We start from the raw sequence: 21,483 nt of genomic DNA on the forward strand, positions 1-21,483 counted from the left end.
GGATCAGGAGGTTCGTGACGCCTGGAGTGACTTGCAATCCAACTACCCAACTGCGAATCCACGGCGATCAGTTGGCGCCACGCACCTCGACTAGAAAGAGGAACTCCCGCTAGTTTCCACCAACACGAGTTCGGAAGCTTCCAACGCGTATATCTCGCTTGCCGCTACGTTCGTGATTGCGACGCCGTCCAGCGGGCCCACTATTTCGCCGTCGATTTCAATGCGGCCTGACGCGACGACGAGATAAGCGTAGCCATCGGCGCGGAACGCCTGCTTGACACGCTCGCCCGCCTCGAGCGTGGCGCCGCTGAGGCGCGCGTCCGCGCGGATGGGAAGCGCGCCTTCGTCCTCGGCAAAGCCGCTGGCGAGCACGACGAAACGGCCTGAGCGGTCGCTCTTCGGAAACGCACGGGTATCCCAGCGCGGTTCACCCCCCTCTTTGCGCGGCAACAGCCACACCTGATAGAGCTTGAGCGGCACGTCGCCCTGGTTGTACTCGGCGTGCCGTATACCTGTCCCTGTGCTCATGACCTGCACATCGCCGGCACGGATCGTCCCTTCCGAACCGATGGTGTCGCGATGCCCGAGAACGCCCTCGCGCACGTAAGTGACGATCTCCATGTCCCGATGCCCATGCAGCGGAAAGCCGCCGCCCACCGCAATCTCGTCATCGTTCCACACGATCAGCGGACCCAGCGCCTGATGTGCTCGATTGCCACCGGCATTCACAGCGAAATGGTATTTGGCGCGCAACCAGCCATGATCGGCCCCATCGAGCGCGGCCCAACGTCTATGTGCAAGCATTTCCGCTTCCTTCGGTAAATTGAAGCTGCTGACCGTCGTCAGTGACAGTTCAGCCACGGATCAATGCTATATCGGCAAACATGGGCGTAAAATGTCCAGCCTCGCAAAGCAACGTTGCCTGCAGTAGAACGATGACGAATGCCGCCATACATGCTCGCCGCCGGAAATTAATCAGGCATCCAAAATAAAATATTCACTCTGAGCCGGATCAGCGAAGGGTGGCCTCCGCATCCTGAATACTCCCGGCAGACCCAACCTGGCCAAAGTTGAGGCCCGCCGTGATACTTCACGCTTGCACGCTCGCGCGCGACTCAGTCGACGACCGTTTCGCCCTGCGCCATCTGGAAAAGATTCGCTTCGATCTGGTGCACGACCTTCCAGAACACTTTCATGTCTCTCTGCGATATTCCGTCGAGTGACGCCGAAATCATTTCAGTGAGTTCGGGCAGCAATTCATCGACGAGGCGCTTGCCTTCGGGCATCAGCTTGATGAAATGCTTTCGCCTGTCGTTGGGATCGCGCACTCTTTGCACGAGACCGCGTTTTTCCAGATTGTCGAGCGCCGGAACTGCGGTCGTCGACGCAATCCCCACGCGCTTGCTGAGTTCGAGCTGATTCACCTCGCCGCGCTCGGCCAGCACGCGAAGGTAATACCAGTAGGCAATGGGGAGACCTTCCCGGTCGAGGATCTTTTGCGCCTTCGCGTCATAGAGCCGGTGGACCGTTCGCGCCATCCACGGAACGGTCCTGCCTCGATCGTCGAACACTTCCGATGACCGTTCTGCCAGCGCCTCCACAGACGCTGGGGCAGCCTTGGCGGCTTTCACCGCGGACGAATTTGTTTTGGCCATTCACTTGTTCCTCGGCGCGTGGTCGAGCCAGCGGCCAGAGATCCGGGCGGCGCAAGACGCGCGACAGTCTCGCAGGCCGGCAGATTCCAGAGGTCCCTGATGTCGACTTTCTCACAACATATTATTCGATATGGGTCGAATTCGCCTGGAACTATCTCTTTGAAAACGATCCATCGTCACACGAAATCATACAACACTCTTTCGCGCGACCGGAATCCGCGCGGATCAGGAACCGGGAATGCTGGAGGCCTCCTCTTGCGCTTGACCTTGCGCGTGGGTGCGCGTGCGCACGAGCGCCCCGGCCAGCGCGGCCGCGAATAGCGCCGCGACGGCCCCCAGCAGGAACGCCAGGTGATAGCCGCCGTTGAGCGCGGTGACGGCATCGGCTCCCGCTGCGGCCAGCTCGTCCGTGCGCGCGGCAGCCAGGCTCGCGAGGATCGCCAGACCCAGCGCCCCGCCCATCATGAACGACGTGTTCACCACGCCCGACGCCAGGCCCGACTCGTCTGGCGCGACATCGCTCATCGCGGCCAGCAGCACTGGGTTGAAGGCCACGCCTGCCCCGAGACCCATCAGCACCATGCCCGGCAACACGTCCAGCACATAGCTACCTCCAGCCGGCGCACGCGCGAACAGCGCGAGTCCGGCCGCTGCCAGCAGCAAACCCAGCGTGAGCGGCGCGCGAATCCCGAAGCGCATGACCAGTCTTGCCGAAAGCCCCAGTGAGAACGCCGCCATAATGACGTTGGCCGGCAGGAAGGCCAGCCCCACCTGCATGGCGTTGTAGTCCAGCAAGCGCTGCATGTAGAGCGCGGAGATGAAGAACCACGCGAACAGCGCCGCCGCCCACAGCACGCCCACCACATTGGCCGTGGCCACGTTGCGCAGCGCGAACATGTGCAGCGGCATGAGCGGATGCGACACGCGCGATTCGATCACGAGAAATGCGCTCAGGAGCGCGATGGCAATGCCCAGCTGGACAAGCGTTTGCGCGGAAGTCCAGCCGGCCTCGTTGCCGTGCACGATGGCGTACACCGCCAACATGAGCGATGCGGTCACGGCGATCGCACCCGCCACATCCAGCCGCGCGCGATTCGCCAGCGGCTTGCCTGCCGGCAGCAGCGCCACGCATCCGGCATACACCGCCACCCCGATCGGCAAGTTGACGAGGAAGATCCAGTGCCAGTTCAGCACGCTGGTCAAGAGGCCGCCCAGCAACACGCCGATGCTGCCGCCGCCCCCGCCCACGAACCCGTAAATGCCCATCGCCTTCGCGCGGTCCGCCGGCGAAGTGAACAGGTTCATGATGAGCGAGAGCGACACGGCCGAAACCACCGCGCCGCCCAGGCCTTGAACCGCGCGCGCCGCGATCAGGAGCCCTTGCGAATTCGCGAGCCCGCAGGCCGCCGAAGCCAGCGTGAATACCGTGATACCCAGCAAAAACAGGCGCCGATGGCCGAACAGGTCGCCAAGCCGGCCGCCCAGCAGCAAAAAGCCGCCGAAGGTCAGCATATAGGCGTTGACGACCCACACGAGCGAGGTCTCGGTGAATTTCAGATCCGCGCGGATGGACGGCAGTGCAACGTTCACGATGGTCGTGTCCAGCACGATCATCAGCACGCCGAGGCACAGCACCATGAGGGCAAGCCAGCGTTTGCGTTCGTCGATTCCATGCGTCATGTCACGGCCCCTGGAAATGACGGTCATCATACGCTCAGGTTGAATGCAATCACGTCGGCTCGCGAAGCGGTGCCGGCATCGCAAAGTTCGCTTTAGCCCACGCGGCGAACTTCGTTGGCTGCCGGCCCGCAACTTCGTTGGCGAGCGCGATCGCGTCGTATGAATCCGCGCCGAGATACGTGTATGCCTCGAAGTAAGCCAGCATCGCAGCAATGTCTTCGGCGCCGGGGAACCAGCCCGAAAACACCTCTCGCGGAACCTGCTTGAACGAGACCGCATTTCCCTGCCGATTCAGGGTGTCGACGATCTCATTGAAGCTCAGGAAATCGCCAACAAGCGGCAGATGCTCACCGTGCCCCACGCGGTCCGGCTGCGCGAACGCACCCGCCACAATCTGGCCAAGTTCGGCAATGTCGCCCATGTGGATGACACGCCGCTCGGAATCGAGCGGCAGCGCCCAGGCCGCGGTGCCGTCCGCTTGTGTCTGCGGCGCCATCGCACCGGTCAGGTTTTGATAGTAGAACGGGGCAATCACAAACGTGTGGTGACGAAAGCCGGCTTCGCTCACGAGACGCTCGACTTTCGCCTTGCTCGTGAAATGCGGAACATTGAACCTGCCAAGGCTGATCGTTTCCACATTTGGCAGCGTCGACCAAATGACGTGCTGCACACCGGCGGCCTTCGCCGCATTGATGGCGACGAGCGCCTGCCGGTATTCGTCAGCACCGGCTTCCCACGAATTGGTCACCAGGAACAGGCCGTGGACGCCTGAAAATGCGGCTTCGAGCGTTTCCGGACGATTGAAATCCGCCAGAGCGACTTCGTCACCAAGCGTTGGATGCGCGGCGGGGTTGCGCGTTAGCGCCCGCACCTTGAATTGACCGGAAGACTGGAGCGCACGCACAACAGCGCCGCCTTGCTGACCGGTTGCGCCGACGACGGCGATGAGTTTCTGGGTATTCGACACGGTTTCTCTCCAGTGAGTGTGATGACCGGCGTTAGCTCAAGCAGCGAGGGCGGCGGTTTCTTTCCTCGCCAAATCGATCGCTCCGTTGCGCGCCTCCTCACCCATCGCCACACCCTCCGCGCGAATGAACGTGATATCCGTGATACCCAGAAATCCGAACGCCACCTTTAGATAGCCTTCCTGATGATCGAACGCTGCAGCCGGCGATCCTTCGCTGTAAATGCCGCCGCGCGACGAGGCGATGACGAGTTTCTTGCCGCCGCACAGCCCGACCGGGCCCTGATCGCCATAGCGGAACGTCTTTCCGGCAACGGAAATGCGATCGATCCAGGCCTTCAGTTGTGAAGGCACGCCAAGGTTGTACATCGGCGCACCAATCACTACGATGTCGGCGGCGATAAACGCTTCGAGCGCCGCCTGGCCCATGGCGACGTCGGATTTCACTGCGTCATCGACCGGCGCACCTTGCGCGGCCGCCAGGTGTGCCGCCGTAAGATGGCCGATCGGCGTGGCGGCCAGGTCGAGGCGCGTGACAGCCAGGTCCGGATGACCGCTGCGCAACGTCGCGACGACATTCGCCGACAATTCGCGGCTGACCGAGCCTTGACCGAGGATGCTGGAGTCTACGTGTAGCAGTTTCATGACGTTTTCCTTGAGACGTTAGTTGCCGCCCACCGGCGCAATCGATACGAATCCCGAGTATGGAATCGAAAAACGCTCTACACTAGCCGGTAGAATCGGATTGCATTCGTCCATTTATGGAGCAATGGCATGCTCGATCTGAATGATCTGGCGTTGTTCGTAGAGGTGGTTCGCGCGGGCAGCTTTTCCGAGGCGGCGCGGCGCCTGCGCATGCCGGCCAATACGTTGAGCCGCCGCATCGATCAGCTCGAAGGACAACTAAGCACTCGTTTGCTGCATCGCTCCACGCGCAAGCTCACGCTAAGCACGGAAGGTCAAACGCTGTTCGAGCGTTACGCGCCGGCAATCGATCAGATTCTCGAGATCGGGCGGCTCCATGGCGATGAGCAAACACCCTCCGGCTCGGTTCGCGTCACCGCTCTGGCTGGCCTGTTCGAAATCTTCCACATTGAATGGCTGGCCGAGTTTTACGCGCGCTATCCGAACATCAGTATCGAGTTCCTGCTCGACGATACGCCGTCCGATCTGATCGCCGAGCGTATCGACCTGGCCTTGCGCATGGGCATCGAGACGGGCAGCGGCTTCAGGGTGCGCAGGCTGGCGCCGGGTGAGATGATCCTCGCGGCAAGCCCTGCCTATCTGGAACGGCGCCCCGCCCCGCGTACGCTGCGTGAACTCGCCGAACACGACTGCTTGACGATATCGAATCGCCAGGGTCGCAACATGTGGCGCCTGGAGAGTCCGCGCGGCACTCAGGACGTGTCGATCAAGAGCCGGTTCGCGGTCAACGACATGCGAGTGCTGACGCAGGCGTGCGTTGCCGGACTGGGTATTGCGCTGCTGCCGCGGTTGATCGTCGATTCGATCATTGCCGAGCGGAAACTGGAGCGCGTGCTGCCGACCTGGCGGCGATCGAGCAGCGAACTCGGCCTGCAGCTCGTCTACACGAGCCGCCCGCCCGTGCCGCCTGCGGTAGCGGCTTTCGCCGAGTATCTTTTGGAGAAACTCGGCGACGCGATGCCAATCCCCTCACACAGGCGTGCGAGCCGCTAACCTGGGTATCGCAAGTCTGTTTACCATAGCGGATCATGGTAATCCGCAATCCTGATAGCAATAAAAACCGAAGGGGCCGATAGCGATGCCCAGAAACAATCCAGCACTGCAGCGCAGTCAGAAAGCGCCCATGACCCGGGCGCGGCGACGCCTTCTGATTGCCGGCGCAGTCGTACTGCTTGCCGCGTTCGGCTGGCTCCTTGCGATCATTGTCCAACCCGCGTTTCAGCGCACCATCGTCATGACGAGCGGTGCCGACGGCGGCATCTATCGCGGATTTGCGGATCGCTATGCGCCGATCCTGAAGCGCGCGGGCATCAAACTCGTTATCCGCAGTTCTTCGGGCTCCGTGGAGAACTACGAACGGCTGCGGGACCCGAATAGCGCCTACGAGGTCGGTTTCATTCAGTCGGGCACCACCAGCCCGAAGGACACCGACAATCTGAAGACGATCGCGGCCGTGTCGTACGAACCGATCTGGGTGTTCTATCGCGGCGACACCACGGTCGACCGGCTATCGCAACTACGCGGAAAGAAGATTTCGATCGGCGTGCCCGGCAGTGGCCTGCTCAACGTCGCGCAGGTATTGCTCGGCTATAGCGGCATCACCAGCCAGAACTCCACGCTGCTGCAAATGGACGCGTCCGCGGCGTATCAAGGACTCAAAAGCGGCCAGATCGACGCGGCGTTCTTCATCGGCAGGCCCGACGCCGACATGCAGAAGACACTGCTGAACAGCAACCTGAAGTTGATGAGTTTCGCGCAGGCCGATGCGCTGGTTCAAAAATTTCCGTCGCTTTCGAAGATTGTCTTGCCGCGCGCGTCGACGAGTGTCGCCGAAGATCTGCCGCGCACCGACGTCACGCTGCTCGCGGCAACGGCACTGCTCGTAGCGAAAGACGCGATGCACCCGGCGCTCGTCTATCTGCTTCTCGAAGCCGCCCACGCCGTTCACGGCGGCGAGGACTACTTCACGCCGCTCGGCACGTTTCCGAACCTGAAGACGGAAGAATTTCCGATCTCCGATGAAAGCGCGCGCTACTTCAAATCCGGACAGCCGTTCCTGTATCGCTATCTGCCGTTCTGGCTTGCCAGTCTGATCGAACGGCGGCTGTTGATCCTCGTGCCGTTCGCGGCGCTTCTCTTCGGTTTGATTCAGGCACTCCCACGCCTCATCGAAGCGCGGATGAAAAAGCGCTTCGTTGTCTGGTATCGCGAGATCAAGGCACTGGAAGACGAGGTGTGGAACAGCCGCGAGCCGACCCACTCACAAATCGCACAATGGCGCGACGAGATCGAAAACATCGACGCCAATGCGAGCCGGATACGGATTCCGTACCGCTATTTTCAGGACGTATACGCGCTCAAGCAGGCGATCGGTGTAGTGCGGGACAGAATTGCAAATGCCGCGGAGCGGGCGAAAGGCGAATGATATGTTGGGCTCCCGCTCCGCTTCAGCGCGCCTAAAGGCGCTAACGCAGGGCTCTTCGCAGAATTTTCCCGACCGTCGACTTCGGGAGCGCTTGCCTGAACTCGAACTGACGCGGCACCTTGTAGCTCGTTAGATTCTTCCGGCACCAGGCTTGCAGCGCGTCTGCAGTCAATCGCGAGTCCCGGGCGACTACGAAAACCTTCAAGGCTTCACCCGTCTTCGCATCCTGCACGCCGATACACGCGCACTCGCTAACGTCGGGATGGCTGGCGACCACTTTCTCGATCTCGTTGGGATAGACATTGAAGCCGGACACGAGAACCAGATCCTTCTTCCGGTCGACAATCGTGACATAGCCCTGCTCATCCATGACTGCGATGTCACCGGTGCGCACGAAAGCGTCTGAAGTAAAGGACGATTGGGCTTCTTCCGGGCGGTTCCAGTATCCACTCATCACCTGCGGGCCCTTCACGACGATTTCCCCGGGTATTCCCGGTTCCGCGTCACGTCCCTCGTCGTCGAGCAATCTCACTTCGGTAGACGGCACGGGCACCCCCACGGTTTGCTCGCGACCGGTCACGCCAACCGGCGTCATGCAGACGGTCGGCGACGCCTCAGTCAGCCCATATCCACCGGAAAGCGCACATCCCGTCAACTTGCGCCATTTTTCGGCGACCGTGGGCTGCACGGCTGCGCCCGCGCCGCACGTATACGCAAGGCCGGTGAAATTGAGTTCTCCAAAGGGTTCGAAATCCATCAAGGCGTTGAACAGCGTGTTGACGCCGACGAAAAACGAAAAGCGGTGCTTGCGCCACTGCTCGACAAACGTGGGAAGGTCGCGCGGATCGGGAATGAGAACGTTCTTCCAGCCGCGCGCCGCCGAAAGCAGACAGTTTCCGGTCAACGCCATGATGTGATACATCGGCAGCACGGTAACGACACAAACGTCGGCACCGTCCAATGCAGGCCGCAGCCATGTCGACAACTGGAGAACATTTGCAATGACATTCCGGTGCGTCAACACCGCGGCTTTCGGATTGCCCGTTGTCCCGCCTGTGTACTGAAGAAATGCGATTGCATCGGGCGCCAACGGCGAATGCGGCCTCGATCGATGGCGTCCGGCTTCGAGCGCCGCGACGAAGGACGTTGGCGCCTCCTGTGCATCTTCGTGCGTTCGCGCCGGAGCGTTGCGCAGGAATGGAAGCTTTGCAATCTCTTCTGGCGTCGCCAGAATCAATCGGCAATTCACCTCGCTCGCTGCCGCCCGGGCCATCGCATGCGCTCCCTCCCAGGCGACGAGGATCGCCGCTCCGCTGTCCTCAAGATGAAAGCGGACTTCCCGCTCGGTGTAATGGGGATTCAGGTTGACCACTACCATGCCCGCGCGCAGTACGCCGAATAGCGCAAGAGAATATTGCGGGACATTGGGCATCATGAGCGCGACGCGGCTGCCTGGCGGCAAACGTTCAATGACCTGAAGGTAAGTCGCGAATGATTCGCTCAACTCGGCCATCGCGGCATAATCGAGTTCGACGTCTGCGCAACATAATGCAGTTCGGGCGGGATGCGCCGCGGCCGTTCCGGTCAGGAAATCCGCTATCGATTCGTATTCCCCAGGTTCGATATCGGCGGGCACACCGTGTGGATACTGCTCAAGCCATTTCCGTTCCACGCTCGTCTCCTTCACATGTTCCGTGATCTGTGCCGATTCAGTGTGTGCGGTTATCGCAATGCTTCCTTGACGAAATCGAGCCGGTCTTGCCCAAAGAACATCTCGTCACCCACGAACATCGTCGGCGCGCCGAACAGACCTCGCGCAACGGCCGCCTCGGTTTCGCGCTTCAGACGCTCCTTCACTGCGGGATCCTCCGCAAACCGGAACAGGAGCGCGCTATCGAGACCGGCTTCCTCAAGAACGGCGTGCAGCGTCGGTAAGTCGCCAATGTTCCGGGGCTGCTCCCACATTGCACGAAACACCGTGCTGACATAGCGAAGGAATAGTTGCTCGTCATGCATCTGCGAACCGGTTGCAGCGCGCATGAGCATCAGCGTGTTGATCGGGAAGTGCGGGTTATGGGCGTACTGGACGCCGTAGCGCCGGGCAAAGCGCGCGAGATCGATCTGCATCCAGGCGCCTTTTGAAGGTATGGCCGCCGGCGACGCATTGTTCGTCGCCTTGTGGATACCTCCCAGCAGGACCGGCTTATACACAAGTTCAGCACCGCTTTGAGCGGCGATGGCCGGCAGTTGCGTCCAGGCGAGATAGCTCGCCGGGCTTCCGAAGTCAAAATAGAACTCTACTGTTTTCACCCTCTCGTTCCCCCTGATGCGCCCTTTCCGGTCACCGATGCGATTCGCTGCGGATGCCCCGCAAAGGTCATTGATAAATGATCGTTAACTGAACGAAGGTTATGCTATTCTCATTCGATACCCTGACTAGATCTTCACCATGCGCTATTCAAGCTCGCACAAAGAGGAAACGCGCCGCAGGCTTATCGACAGCAGCCGCGCCATCGCGAAGGAAGGCGGTTTCGCTTCCACGGGTATCGATGCGCTGATGGCGTCGATCGGGCTGTCAGGCGCCGCGTTCTACAATCATTTCCCTTCCAAGCAGGCGCTCTTCGACGCCCTCGTCGGTGAGGAGGCGTCCAACAGCGCCGATCTGCTCGCAGTAGGCGATGACGCGCCCGAAGCCGATCTCGGCAAACGCCTGAGAAGCTACCTGAGCACGTATCACGTCCTGCATCCCGAATCGGGCTGTGCACTGCCCGCGATCGGCCCGGAAATCGCGCGAGGCACGCCCGCCGCGCGAGCGGAAGTCGAAAAAGCGCTCAAGCGTATCCAGAAGAGCTGGAGTGCTCACCTCGACGACAAGGACACCGCGTGGGCAGTCATGGCGCAATGTGTCGGCGCCCTTCTGCTTGCGCGCACGGTGGAAAGCGAACGCACGCGGCGCGAAATTCTCGCGTCGAGCCGGCGGCTTCTGGGTGAAGCGCTCGATATCGATACCCTGAAGTAGTCTTCGCATTTCCGCAGCGCCCTCGGGAGTCCGCCTTTTACCAGCGCTCCATGTACGGACGCAGATCCAGCTCGAACGTCCAGGCGTCGCGGGGCTGCTGGTGCAGATACCAGTAGTTCTCGGCGATGTGCTCCGGATTCAGGATGCCGTCCTTTTCCTTCAAGGCGTAGCGTTCCGGGAAATTCGTGCGAATAAAGTCGGTATCGATGGCGCCGTCGACAATGACGTGGGCGACGTGAACGTTGCGCGGCCCCAGTTCCCGGGCCATGCTTTGCGCAAGCGCCCGAAGCGCATGCTTGGCGCCCGCAAATGCGCCGAAATCCGCCGCGCCCCTCACGCTTGCCGTCGCGCCCGTGAAGAGAATCGTCCCGCGCCCTCGCGCAACCATCCGCTTCGCCACCTCGCGGCCGTTGAGAAATGCGCTGAAGCAGGCCATCTCCCAGATCTTGAAGTACTTGCGCGCCGTCTCTTCCAGAATGCTGCAGGGCACGTTCGCACCAATGTTGAATACCATGACCTCGATCGGACCGTGCTCGGCTTCGACGCGCTCGATCAACGCCACGACATCCTCTTCCTTGCGCGCGTCGCTGCCATACCCGTAGGCCTCACCGCCGGCCTCGCGAATACGTGCGACCAGCGGCTCCAGCTTGTCTGCCGAGCGGCGGCTCACACAGGCGATGTAGCCCTCGCGGGCGAATCGCGATGCGATCGCGCCCCCAGTTGCATCTCCTGCCCCAATCACCAGCACGACTTTCGGTTGCACCTTGTCGGACTGCATGCTGTCTCCTGTTAGCGAACGATCGTTTAGTTAACGTACGTTAATTAAACGGTCGACCCTTGTCAACCAGGGTTTTGGCTGCAGCGGCGTGAACGTTCGGTAAGGATATTACGCAGAAAAGCGAAACTCAGTCCGCGTCGCTCTTTTGCCAGGTCAAGAGAATCTGCTGTTTCGCGGTGGTCAGTGTTGCCACGTGCTCGCTCAGTTGCTCGCGGATTCGCTCGGTCGGGCCGCCAATCGAGAGTCCGTACAGGTCGCCGCCGAAATCGAGGGCAACGGCCACCGCCGAAAGCTCGGGCGCACTCTCGCCGATGTTCGCATACCAGCCGCGCTCATGCGCAGCGCTAACCTGATCGATGAACGTGGTGCGATCGGCGACCGTCGCGCCGGTGAATCGCTCGAAATGAAGTTTTGCGCAGAGGGCGTCGCGCGTCGGCGCATCGAGTTCGCCGCAAATCACCTTGCCGATCGAGTTCGCATGCAACGGGCGCAATGAGCCGGGCACGCATGCATAGCGCACCGCCTTCTCCGATTCGACCACGTCGAGATAAATGACCTGCGTGCCGTGGATCTTGCCAAGCACGATGGTTTCGCCTGTCGCGTCGCGCAGCTCGACAAGACGGGGATGCAACATCTGGACCACCGGATCGACGGCATTGATCGCGTTGGCGAGCAGTTGCAGACGCCGCGTCGGATAGTAGCCTCCCCGCTTGCGCACTTCGTACAGATAGCCGCGGCTCACGAGCGTGCGCGCAAGCGCGAGGCAACTCGACGCGGGCACCTCCAGAAGCCGCGCCATTTCGGCGAGCGCCAATGGCCTCTGTTCGGCGGCGAAGAGTTCGAACAGGTCGAGCGTGCGGGCAACGAGTTTGACGTCCATGGATCGGGCAGTGGTCGCAAGGCGGCGCGCCGCCCCTTGCGGTGTTCAGTAAGACTTCGGCAGCCCGAGCACCTTTTCCGCGATGAAGCACATGATCATTTGCGGGCTGACGGGCGCGAGCCTTGGAATCATACACTCCCGCAGATAGCGTTCGACGTGGTATTCCTTCGCGTAGCCCATCCCCCCCAAGGTTGCAATGGCCGTCTGGCAAGCCTGGAATGCCGCTTCGGCAGCAAGATATTTCCCGGCGTTGGCTTCTGCGCCGCACGGCTCGCCCGCGTCGTATAGCGTGGCGGCCTTCATCACCATCAGGTTCGCGGCCTCGAGTGCCATCCACGCCTGCGCGAGCGGATGCTGGATGGCCTGGTTCTGCCCAATGGGACGTCCAAACACGACACGGTCCTTCGCGTACTGCGTCGCGTGGCGCAGCGCCGCCTGGCCGAGCCCCACCGCTTCCGAGGCGATCAGGATGCGCTCCGGATTCAGACCATGCAGCAGATAGTGGAAGCCCTTGCCCTCCTCCCCAATGCGGTCGTCCACCGGCACGCGCAAACCGTCGATGAAAAGCATGTTCGAATCGACCGCCTTGCGGCCCATCTTCTCGATCTCGCGGACTTCGACTCGCGTGCGGTCGAGGTCGGTATAAAAAAGACTCAGGCCGTCGGTCGGCTTCGCCACCTGGTCCAGTGGCGTCGTGCGCGCGATGATCAGCATCTTGTTCGCGACCTGTGCGGTCGAGATCCAGATCTTGCGGCCAGTGAGCACGTAGTGATCGCCGTTGCGCACGGCCTGCGTTTTCAGGTGCGTCGTGTCCAGGCCAGCGTCGGGTTCGGTCACGGCGAAACAGGCTTTGTCGCTGCCCTCGATGAGGGGCGGCAGAAATCGCTGCTTCTGCGCTTCGTTGCCGAACACCTGTACCGGATTGAGTCCGAAGATATTCATATGCACAGCCGACGCGCCCGAAAGCCCCGCGCCGGAAGCGCTGATGGTGCGCATCATCAGCGCCGCTTCGGTCATGCCGAGCCCGGAGCCGCCGTAGTCCGGCGACATCGCAATGCCAAGCCAGCCAGCATCGGCGAGTGCGCGGTGAAAGTCGTGCGGAAATCCGCCTTCGCGGTCGCGTTCGAGCCAGTAGCCGTCGTCGAATCGTTCGCAGATCTTTTCGATTGCAGCGACAATCGACTGCTGGTCTTCATTGAGGTTGAAATTCATACGGACCTCCTCTCAAAACATAAACAAAAGCGGTACTAGAGCGGGAACACGCCCACCAGGACTGCGGTGAACACCATCAGCACCGTGGCGGCAAACAGGAATGGAATCGTGAACTTCTGATGCTCGGCCAGTTCCACGCCCGTCAGGCCGACGATCAGGAACGTTGCTGGTGTGAGTGGGCTAACGGGAAAACCGGTAGTCATCTGACCGAGGAGCGCCGCCTGGGCCATCTGCACGGGTGGCACGCCCAGCAGTTCCCCGCTCTTCGCCAAAACTGGAAGGATGCCGAAGTAAAACGAGTCGGGATCGAATAACAGGCTGAGCGGCATTGAAACGAGTCCCAGCACGAATGGCATATGGCGCGCGTGATCGGCTGGCACATGGCGCACAACGACTTCGGCCATCGCATTGAGCATGCCGGTTCCGGTCATGATGCCGGTGAAAGCACCCGCAGCGAGCAACACGCTCGCCATCATCAGGGCCGCTTTCGCATGGGCGTCGACACGTTCGCGCTGCTGGTTCACATCTGGGTAGTTGATGACGAGCGCCAGCACGGTGCCGATCATGAACATCACCATGGGATCGACAATGCCCGACACGAGCGTCACGAGCACGACGAGAGTCAGCACGAGGTTGATCCAGAAGCGCTCTGGCCGGCGCAGCGCGAGTTCCTCCGGCGTGAGCACGCGCGGGGTGGCGGCGATGCCGGCGGCATGTTCGCGTGTGAGACCGAGACGCTTTTCCTCGCGCTTGCCCAGCATGTATGCCGTGCCGAACACGAAAACCAGGCCGACTATCTGCACGGGAATCATCGGATAGAAAATGACGGTGCCCGGAATATGCAGGGCCGCTGAAGCGCGCAGCATGGGCCCGACCCAGGGGAGGAAGTTGACGCCTGCCGCCATGGAGGCGACACACGCGAGAATGCGGCGATCGAGTCCGAGGCGGGTATAGAGCGGCATCATTGCGGGCAGTGTGACGAGGAACGTAACCGCGCCCGAACCGTCGAGGTGGATGAGTAGCGCAAGCAGCGCGGAACCCATCACAATGCGCGGCGGATGGCAACCCACCACGCGCAACACGCCGTTGATGATCGGATCGAGCATCCCCGCATCAGTCAGGATGCCGAAGAAAAGTATCGCAAATACGAACATCCCGGCGACCGGGCCGATGTTCTGTACCCCGTGAACGATGAACTTCGCCGTGGAGAGACCGAATCCCGCAGCGAGCGCGGCGACGATGGGCACGGCGATCAGGGCGACTAGAGGCGAAAGCCGCTTCGTGATGATCAGCGTGAAAAGAGCGATGATCGCGAGCGTACCGGTTAGCGCGAGCATGATCCGGTCCCCGTGTGCGCCATGCTTCCCGTCTGCTTGCCAGGTGTCATTCCTGTCTCCTGCGCGGCGTTGCGTATGCCGCTGTCGTGGTTCTATTGGATGGCTTGCCGATCAGCCGGCTATGCCTTCTTGCGCGATGGCTCGCCGAATACCCGTGCCGCGTGTTCATCGAGCGCCGGCGGCGCGCTTCGGTAGGTGGCCGGTGTGCGGCCCAGCTTGATCGGCGACGCGATTCCACGGTAGGACCCCATCTCGACCTTCATTGCGCGATGGTCGACGTGGGGATGCGCGAGCGCCGCACCTACGCCAAGTACCGGTGCACATGGCACGCCGTGGCGCACGAGCATGTCGGCCAGCTGTGGGCCATCCCAGCCGGCGAAGTGTTGTTCGAGTGCTGCGCGCAGGTCGGTACGGTGCTGGCTGCGCGAGCGATTGTCGGCAAAGCGTGGGTCGTCGGCGAGGTGCGGCGCATCGATCAGTCGGCAGAGCGCCCCGAACTGCGTGTTGTTGCCGACCGCGAGAAAGATATCACCGCTGCCGGTGTGGAACATGTCGTAAGGCGTAATGTTCGGATGGGCGTTACCGGTGCGCTGCGGCTCATTGCCCGAGTAAAAGTAATTGGGCGTGTGCGGGTGCAGGATCGAGAGCGCGCAATCGAACAGCGTCGATTCGACGAACTGGCCCCGCCCGCTCACCTCGCGCTCGCGCAACGCCATCAGCACGCCGAGGGCCGCATTGAGTCCCGTCACGAGATCGACGATCGGCACGCCGATGCGCAGCGGCGCACCGCCTGCCTCCCCGTTCACGCTCATGAGACCGGTCATCGCCTGAATCGCCGCGTCGTAGCCCGGCAACGCGCCAAGCGGGCCGTCAGCGCCGAAGCCCGACACGCGGCAATGCACGAGCCGCGGAAAGCGCGCGGCCAGCACGGTGTCGTAACCCAGCCCCCATCGCTCGAGCGTGCCGACCTTGAAGTTTTCCACCAGCACGTCAGCCGTTTCGAGCAGCGCGAGCAGCCGCTCGCGCTCCGCCGGCTGGGTGAGATCCAGCACGACGCCCAGCTTGTTGCGATTGACGCCCTGGAAGTACGAAGCGGTCTCGCCGTCGAAGGGCGGCCCCCAGCCGCGCGTTTCGTCGCCGCCAGGCGGCTCGATCTTGATGACTTCCGCGCCGTGGTCGGCAAGGATCTGCGTGCAGTATGGGCCGCCGAGAACACGGGACAGGTCTACAACGCGCAAGCCATGCAGCGATCCAGCTGCCGGAGATGAGGGAGTGGCCATTTTCATCTGCACTACTGATTGATTGAAATAGAAGGCACGCAATTGCCCATACCGCGGCCGGCTGGTGAGCTGCCCACACGTATCGACACTAAATAACCGTTACGCCGTCGCCCGTGCCGGGTCAACGTGGCTGCACGGATTCATATTCCTGTGCATGAATGAATATTCACACACAGGAATATGAGAGGTCAAGTTGGATCCCCAAAAGCTACCCCAGGAATGTCCCTGGTGCGGCGGCAAGAGCGGGCTCGCATGCGCATGAGCGTATAAAAGGGTCGATTGTGCGAGTGAGGCGCAAAGGCCCGCCGCTTCGATGCCTCAAGGCCTCGAGGATCGCGAATGCGTGCGCCAATGCCGGGTGGCGCACGTTGCCGGGATGGGCGCTACCTGGGGTCGTCGACCGAGATGGACTGAACCTGCGCTGAAGGTCCGGAGGTATCGTCAGATGTCACTTTGGCGTTCACCCGCACGATATGGTTTTGTAGTTTCGCTGCGTCGGGCCGGCTGATGCCTTTGAGCGTCCAGATGCGCCCCGTGTCGTCATAAACGACGGGATAGACGAACGGCTCGTTGCCACGCAAAACAAGCCGGCCGTGAAGGTCAACGATATCGCCCGGTTGGGGGTTGCCCGCAAGGACTGCGCCAGCGCACCCGGCGCAGAGCAACGTAGTAGCAAAAGCGATTTTCTTCAGCACGATAGTCCGAATCCGTTTCTGACTGAAGAGCCCGACCGGTTAGCCAGCCGGCTCACCAGGATGATGAATGAAAAAAGCCGCCTCAGCAACGAGGCGGCTTGGGGTCGAAGCTTAGGTTGCCTTAGTGAACGACCACCGTGAGTGTCGTCCCCGGCGGCACCGTCACCGTCTCTTGATACGAGGCCGACACGTGAGAACGGACTACCGGCAAACTGGCCATGCCGAGCAGGACACTCGGCGAAGACGCCGGGAAGTCTTGTTGGCCAAGCGAGGGGTCAATGGCGGGCAGCGTGAAGCCACTATCCGTGCGGGCCGGAAATGAATAGTCCGCCATGTTGGCGCCGAGCGGAATCTGCGAGCCCGCGGCCGCCGTGAAGTGACGCAACTCCTGCTGGACACTCGACCCCGAACGGAACTGGCGGATGGCATCGTTAAGCACCGCCAACGAGTCCGTCGAGCTCTTGTCGTTCAGCAGCGCCTTGTAGAAGTCCAGGCCCAGCTGGCGATTCAGGAAGCCACCGAACGAACCATTGGTCGAGTAGCTGTCGCATCCCGTGTCCATCGGGTCCCATGTGGTCAGCCCGCACAGATAGCTGCCATGGCCGTTGTAGGTCTGGTATTGCGGGAAGCGGTTGTCGCGCACCGAGTTGTACGTCGAGTCGAGCTTGAAGCTCGCCCAGTCCTCCATCATCATGGCCGTCATTTCTTCGAGCCACGTGGCGTACCGATACTGGTCGCCCATCAGCATGCCGCGGCGATAAAAGTTCTGCATGTGCAGGCTTTCGTGCGCCATGGTCGTCTGCATTGCCTGAATGCCCGCTGTGCCGCCCAGATACAGCGTTTCCGAGTCCAGGTAGAGCGACAGGTCCGCGTTGCTCGTCGCGGTTTGGCCAGTACCCGCGTTCGTGAAATTGTTCAGCGAATAGTAGTAACCGACGAGGCCGAATGGCTGTCCGTCCGGCGTGAGGTTCACCACCACCAGGTCAATCGGCTGGCCGGTCGGGGCAATCACGCCGCTGTACAAGCCCGCCCCCCAGAACGGACCGCCGATGCTCGTGTCGATGTCATAGACGCCGCCCGAACCCGCGTACTTCTGCATCAACTGCGCGACGATTTGCGGCGTCACCTTCGACGACGTGTATTCGCTGGTCTGAACCCAGATGTTGACCGTCGTGCCGTCGGACGTCTGCGACTGTGCTTCGAGCGTCGTCGCCCGGGTGGTGCCGTCAGCAAGCCAGAACGAGCGCGTCGCGCCCACGCCGACGATCTGCGAAGCCGCTGCGCTCAGCATGTTGCGCTGTGTCACCGCGCTGGTCTGCCGGGTCGCGAGGCTAACCCAGCCATTCTCGTTGAACTCATGAATCGCCCTCATCTGCGGCGACTCCGAGTTGCTGGCTGCGGCCTGCTCCGCTTGCGCCATCTGGCTCATGCTGGGCCCGCTAATCATGCTCTGCGTGACGGGAATCGACTGCATGGTCTGCGAAGTCGTGCCTTCGTTGGTGAAGACGAGGGACACGTTCTTGCCTGTCACATTCTTGAGTGCAATGGTGACGGTGTCGTTTTGCGCGCTCGAATTGAGCGCCTGCCATACGCCGACACCGCTGCCCGAATAGGTCTGGTCGTCCGACGCGCCGCAGTTCGTGCACGCCGCATGCAGTTGACCATCCGCTGTTGGCGTCGCCGTCCCGGGAGCCGAGGTAACCGGCGTGTTCGTGGTGGTGTTCGTCGAGGTAGTGGAGGTGTCGCCACCACCGCCGCCGCAAGCGGCGAGCGCCACTGCGAGCGCGATTGTCGTGCTAACTGCAGATATCGTCTTGAAGCGTTGGTTACGCATATGTTCCCCGTAGCCGGTTCTTTGCCGACTTGAAGTGTTCTTACCCGTCTACAGGAAGCCTTCGTTTTCTTGCCGGTCCAGCAAGGTGAATAACGGCTCCTGATAAAACGGTCTCTCAGGGTGCCTTGAGTCTTTGCCAAGTTTCCCCGCGGCCACACGTCAGCCAGCGCTTCGGCCTTCCGTGTACCGCCTTGCCTGCCGGATTGTTGAGTGGGTCGCGAATGTCCTTTGCTTGTGTTTGAGAATGCAACGCTGCCGCGGAAGATGCACGAAGGCCCTTTTCGTCATCACCAACGCGTCGAGCAGGTCGAAATATGCGGCACGCATCGAACGGATGACTATCGCTCACGTTTTCAGCACGCCAACGCCGATATTACGGATGTATGGAAACAAACTTTAGGGCCATATTTATGTGACACCTTGAGCTGAGGGCAAGACGGCGAGAGCGGATCGAACCCACGCGCGCGTGCGCAAGAACCCGAAGCACGACGGAACATGAGGTCCGCATGGGCTGCGGATACTGTGGAAGACGATCGGACGACCAGACAGGAGAGACAGGAGGGATTGCGCAATGGAGAGGGGGTTGCGCAGCGACATCCTTTCGGCGGCGCCGTCAGTCAAATACCTGGGCGAATACGGCTTCGCAATCGATGCGAAGCCATCAAGCGCGAAGCCTTTTGCGTCAGCACGTCACAAATACCGCGGTGTGGCTTCTCCCGAACGATCCCGGCGGGATCTGCGCGTACGCATCGCCCATCAAACGCTCGTCAATCGCCTTTGCGCAAACTCGCCGGAATTCAAAATGGCTTTTAGAAGGTCTTCAAATCGAAGCCTCTTGCTAACGAGTTCATCGATTGCGCGGGCGCGGGCGTCGGCATCTGGGGCTCGGCCCAGAAGCGCCTGGTATGCAGCGTCTACGGCCGTCGCAGCGGACTGCTTCGCACCCGCCGCGTCGAGATAGAACTGGTGCCGCGCATCGATCCAAGGCTGACGCACAGGCGGTTCCGTACGTCCGACCGACAACCTTGTGAGTTCAGCAATGCGCCGCGCGACCTTCTGATAGACGTGTCGCGCGTAATGGCCGCCTTCCTGCAAATCAGAAACATCTTCGATGATCTCGGACACTGAGACGACCGCCGCATAGTCATATCGACTCGTCAATTCGCGCACGGCTGCCAAATAGGACAAAACCGCCGGATTAGAAACAGTGTTCTCCCCGCTCATCGACGAACGCACTTTGTCATGGTTCACCACCACGACCGCCTTGCAATGCTGGGGAATACTGTCAAGCAGGCAACGCAAATCGGCAATATGTTCGAGTTGAGAGTCCTTCAAGACGACCTCATATGTTTCCATAGCGTACTGCCATGCCGCTACGACCTGTTCCTGCATGTCGGCAGAATAGGCTCCAGCACACTGCTCCATATGCGCCCGGCACGCTTCTTCCGATAATCCCAGCAGGCTCGTATGCGGCAGGAAACGCGGTTCGACAAGCAGTTCCCAGCCAAACTTCTTGTGCCTCAGCGCGTAATGTGGATTGATGTCGATATTGAAATTGAAAACAAAGACGGTACCGGCGGTAGCCGCTGCGAAGAAGTTGTCGCACAATATTTTTTGCGGCAACCCCATAGCCTGCGCATCCGAAGCAAACTCGTGCTCCGTTCGGTTTAAGACGCCCAGTGCCACGCGCGCGCTGTTCATACGCAAATACAATCCGCCAGCCGCAAAATGGCCGATCGAGCGCACTTGCCTGGACAGCGCCTTCATGTAGAGCGCAAGCGGTTCGGCCTCGCAACCGCCATAAACAACCACGGATTCCAGCTTTTGACCGCCGTCGGCTGGTCGATCCGAACCTACTGCTCCATCCTGATTGATCCAGTCGATCGGCTCACTGCCGAAAAGATCCGAAACGACGTCGCCCACGACAGTCAGATCCGGCCGTCCCAATTTTTCGTAGACCCATTTCTCGACGCCCATCCCCAAGGTTCGGCACGAGAAACAGAAGTGGACAAGGCTCGCGTTGACCGTGTCGCCTTTCGTCGCCTTGTTCGCGTCAACGAGAAAGAAGCCGATGATGCCGTAATCGCCGTAATTATCGACGACACGCACGACGCCAGCGTGACGATCGAACGGACAGATCTGTTCACGTAGTTCCCGCTTCGCGGCAGCAAGATCTTCGGGCAGCCTAAGCTTCGTGAAATTAAGCTGATTCGTTCTATTGATCAGTTCGATCGCTCGCTCGATATGCGCTTCGACGTCATAGTCGATTTCGACCCGGATGTGGCTGGCCCGCAAAAAAGCTTCATTGCTGCCGCCTGACGTCTTCTGATCCTGAGCCTTCTTCTCGAGCGACTTGTACTGCTGGAGCCGCGAAAAGCTCGAATCGTCTTTGCCTTGCGTTCGCGGGTTGCTCAAAAGCGTGCCGATGATGCGCTCGTCGGCAACCTGGATACCCGGCACCATTGCCAGGGCTTCAGATCGGTTGCTGGGGTTGTCATCGATAAACAGCACCGTTTCCGGACGCAATTGCACACGCGCTATCAAATCTTTGAGGCGAGGCCCTTTTGGGTTCCATGAAATGTCCGGAAAAATGAAATAGCGGGAAGCGCCCCGTTCATCCAGTATTTTCATGACCGGATCGGGATCATTTTTTGAGCACACAGAACTCATAATGCCGCGCCGAGCAAGTTCGACGACGATTGCATGATGCGAGTCGACGTACTCGATTCCGCCTTCGGTCAGCGTACCCTTCCAGAAAGTCTCGTCGAGATCCCAAACTACCAGACGTATATCTTCAGCCATTGTTCCAGTTCGATTGTTAAGACGCGCTTGCTTTGTTGATCACCATTGGCGAAAGCGGCTCATGGTACCGCAACACGCCGAAACTGCGAGGCGCATATATTTGGCTCGGTAGCACAACCCGAAGCAAACGATGAAGCCGGAGAGGCCATTGCGCGCGGCATGGCAGCGCGGCGACGCTACCAGGATTGGCACGAGCAGGCGGGCAATGCCAAGCGCA

18 protein-coding genes are annotated in these 21,483 nt (G+C 60.8%); 3 read left to right on the forward strand and 15 right to left on the reverse strand.

Annotated elements, in window-relative coordinates:
- Window positions 1-90 precede the first annotated feature (90 nt).
- The 5 genes from FAZ97_RS21815 to FAZ97_RS21835 form a co-directional block, all read right to left on the reverse strand.
- On the reverse strand, window positions 91-804 hold the full coding sequence (locus FAZ97_RS21815; RefSeq protein WP_158761033.1) for a pirin family protein: 714 nt from the start codon (window positions 802-804) through the stop codon (window positions 91-93).
- Between the two features lie 311 nt (window positions 805-1,115).
- Window positions 1,116-1,631, reverse strand: a complete 516-nt coding sequence (locus FAZ97_RS21820; RefSeq protein WP_407671825.1) for a MarR family winged helix-turn-helix transcriptional regulator — start codon at window positions 1,629-1,631, stop codon at window positions 1,116-1,118.
- 249 nt (window positions 1,632-1,880) lie between these two features.
- Window positions 1,881-3,335 (reverse strand): DHA2 family efflux MFS transporter permease subunit, encoded by a 1,455-nt coding sequence (locus tag FAZ97_RS21825; protein WP_158760486.1) that lies wholly within the window; start codon window positions 3,333-3,335, stop codon window positions 1,881-1,883.
- Window positions 3,336-3,384: 49 nt separating this feature from the next.
- Window positions 3,385-4,302 carry an NmrA/HSCARG family protein gene (locus FAZ97_RS21830; protein WP_158760487.1) on the reverse strand — a complete coding sequence of 306 codons (918 nt, stop codon included), beginning with the start codon at window positions 4,300-4,302 and terminating at the stop codon, window positions 3,385-3,387.
- Between the two features lie 36 nt (window positions 4,303-4,338).
- Window positions 4,339-4,944 carry an FMN-dependent NADH-azoreductase gene (locus FAZ97_RS21835; protein WP_158760488.1) on the reverse strand — a complete coding sequence of 202 codons (606 nt, stop codon included), beginning with the start codon at window positions 4,942-4,944 and terminating at the stop codon, window positions 4,339-4,341.
- A gap of 129 nt (window positions 4,945-5,073) precedes the next feature.
- Here FAZ97_RS21835 and FAZ97_RS21840 point away from each other — a divergent pair, with 129 nt between their 5' ends.
- Window positions 5,074-5,997, forward strand: coding sequence for a LysR family transcriptional regulator (locus FAZ97_RS21840; RefSeq protein ID WP_158760489.1), 924 nt, complete (start codon window positions 5,074-5,076; stop codon window positions 5,995-5,997).
- Between the two features lie 130 nt (window positions 5,998-6,127).
- Window positions 6,128-7,429, forward strand: coding sequence for a TAXI family TRAP transporter solute-binding subunit (locus FAZ97_RS21845; RefSeq protein ID WP_158760490.1), 1,302 nt, complete (start codon window positions 6,128-6,130; stop codon window positions 7,427-7,429).
- 40 nt (window positions 7,430-7,469) lie between these two features.
- Here the strand turns inward: FAZ97_RS21845 and FAZ97_RS21850 are convergent, their stop codons facing one another.
- Window positions 7,470-9,101 (reverse strand): AMP-binding protein, encoded by a 1,632-nt coding sequence (locus FAZ97_RS21850; protein ID WP_158760491.1) that lies wholly within the window; start codon window positions 9,099-9,101, stop codon window positions 7,470-7,472.
- Between the two features lie 50 nt (window positions 9,102-9,151).
- Window positions 9,152-9,739 (reverse strand): 2-hydroxychromene-2-carboxylate isomerase, encoded by a 588-nt coding sequence (locus tag FAZ97_RS21855; protein WP_158760492.1) that lies wholly within the window; start codon window positions 9,737-9,739, stop codon window positions 9,152-9,154.
- A gap of 139 nt (window positions 9,740-9,878) precedes the next feature.
- Here FAZ97_RS21855 and FAZ97_RS21860 point away from each other — a divergent pair, with 139 nt between their 5' ends.
- Window positions 9,879-10,448: a TetR/AcrR family transcriptional regulator gene (locus FAZ97_RS21860; protein WP_158760493.1), complete on the forward strand. Its 570-nt coding sequence runs from the start codon at window positions 9,879-9,881 to the stop codon at window positions 10,446-10,448.
- Window positions 10,449-10,485: 37 nt separating this feature from the next.
- On the opposite strand, the gene FAZ97_RS21865 is transcribed toward FAZ97_RS21860, so the two are convergent.
- The 8 genes from FAZ97_RS21865 to FAZ97_RS21900 all read right to left on the reverse strand — a co-directional run bounded on the left by FAZ97_RS21865 (window position 10,486) and on the right by FAZ97_RS21900 (window position 21,266).
- The gene (locus FAZ97_RS21865) at window positions 10,486-11,226 is read right to left on the reverse strand and encodes an SDR family oxidoreductase (RefSeq protein ID WP_158760494.1); all 741 of its coding nucleotides are present in this window, start codon (window positions 11,224-11,226) and stop codon (window positions 10,486-10,488) included.
- Between the two features lie 127 nt (window positions 11,227-11,353).
- The gene (locus FAZ97_RS21870) at window positions 11,354-12,106 is read right to left on the reverse strand and encodes an IclR family transcriptional regulator (RefSeq protein ID WP_158760495.1); all 753 of its coding nucleotides are present in this window, start codon (window positions 12,104-12,106) and stop codon (window positions 11,354-11,356) included.
- A 45-nt stretch (window positions 12,107-12,151) separates the two neighbouring features.
- Window positions 12,152-13,318: an acyl-CoA dehydrogenase family protein gene (locus FAZ97_RS21875; protein WP_158760496.1), complete on the reverse strand. Its 1,167-nt coding sequence runs from the start codon at window positions 13,316-13,318 to the stop codon at window positions 12,152-12,154.
- Window positions 13,319-13,353: 35 nt separating this feature from the next.
- Entirely contained in the window at window positions 13,354-14,655 is a 1,302-nt protein-coding gene (locus FAZ97_RS21880) for a CitMHS family transporter (protein WP_158760497.1), read from the reverse strand.
- Window positions 14,656-14,774: 119 nt separating this feature from the next.
- Window positions 14,775-15,935 (reverse strand): CaiB/BaiF CoA transferase family protein, encoded by a 1,161-nt coding sequence (locus FAZ97_RS21885; RefSeq protein ID WP_158760498.1) that lies wholly within the window; start codon window positions 15,933-15,935, stop codon window positions 14,775-14,777.
- 383 nt (window positions 15,936-16,318) lie between these two features.
- A complete protein-coding gene (locus tag FAZ97_RS21890) occupies window positions 16,319-16,630 on the reverse strand; it encodes a hypothetical protein (RefSeq protein ID WP_158760499.1) in 312 nt (103 codons plus the stop codon).
- A gap of 121 nt (window positions 16,631-16,751) precedes the next feature.
- Window positions 16,752-18,464, reverse strand: a complete 1,713-nt coding sequence (locus FAZ97_RS21895; protein ID WP_158760500.1) for a M30 family zinc metallopeptidase — start codon at window positions 18,462-18,464, stop codon at window positions 16,752-16,754.
- A gap of 756 nt (window positions 18,465-19,220) precedes the next feature.
- Window positions 19,221-21,266, reverse strand: a complete 2,046-nt coding sequence (locus FAZ97_RS21900; protein WP_158760501.1) for a hypothetical protein — start codon at window positions 21,264-21,266, stop codon at window positions 19,221-19,223.
- Window positions 21,267-21,483 lie beyond the last annotated feature (217 nt).

This window comes from Paraburkholderia acidiphila (assembly GCF_009789655.1).
Classification (GTDB): Bacteria; Pseudomonadota; Gammaproteobacteria; order Burkholderiales; family Burkholderiaceae; genus Paraburkholderia; species Paraburkholderia acidiphila.

Bases quoted from the DNA above. Each gene is read 5' to 3' on its own strand.
- FAZ97_RS21875 (WP_158760496.1), bottom strand. From the start codon at position 13,318: ATGAATTTCAACCTCAATGAAGACCAGCAGTCGATTGTCGCTGCAATC.
- FAZ97_RS21845 (WP_158760490.1), top strand. From the start codon at position 6,128: ATGACCCGGGCGCGGCGACGCCTTCTGATTGCCGGCGCAGTCGTACTG.
- FAZ97_RS21860 (WP_158760493.1), top strand. From the start codon at position 9,879: ATGCGCTATTCAAGCTCGCACAAAGAGGAAACGCGCCGCAGGCTTATC.
- FAZ97_RS21865 (WP_158760494.1), bottom strand. From the start codon at position 11,226: ATGCAGTCCGACAAGGTGCAACCGAAAGTCGTGCTGGTGATTGGGGCA.
- FAZ97_RS21885 (WP_158760498.1), bottom strand. From the start codon at position 15,935: ATGGCCACTCCCTCATCTCCGGCAGCTGGATCGCTGCATGGCTTGCGC.
- FAZ97_RS21880 (WP_158760497.1), bottom strand. From the start codon at position 14,655: ATGCTCGCGCTAACCGGTACGCTCGCGATCATCGCTCTTTTCACGCTG.
- FAZ97_RS21840 (WP_158760489.1), top strand. From the start codon at position 5,074: ATGCTCGATCTGAATGATCTGGCGTTGTTCGTAGAGGTGGTTCGCGCG.
- FAZ97_RS21835 (WP_158760488.1), bottom strand. From the start codon at position 4,944: ATGAAACTGCTACACGTAGACTCCAGCATCCTCGGTCAAGGCTCGGTC.
- FAZ97_RS21870 (WP_158760495.1), bottom strand. From the start codon at position 12,106: ATGGACGTCAAACTCGTTGCCCGCACGCTCGACCTGTTCGAACTCTTC.
- FAZ97_RS21895 (WP_158760500.1), bottom strand. From the start codon at position 18,464: ATGCGTAACCAACGCTTCAAGACGATATCTGCAGTTAGCACGACAATC.
- FAZ97_RS21900 (WP_158760501.1), bottom strand. From the start codon at position 21,266: ATGGCTGAAGATATACGTCTGGTAGTTTGGGATCTCGACGAGACTTTC.
- FAZ97_RS21815 (WP_158761033.1), bottom strand. From the start codon at position 804: ATGCTTGCACATAGACGTTGGGCCGCGCTCGATGGGGCCGATCATGGC.
- FAZ97_RS21825 (WP_158760486.1), bottom strand. From the start codon at position 3,335: ATGACGCATGGAATCGACGAACGCAAACGCTGGCTTGCCCTCATGGTG.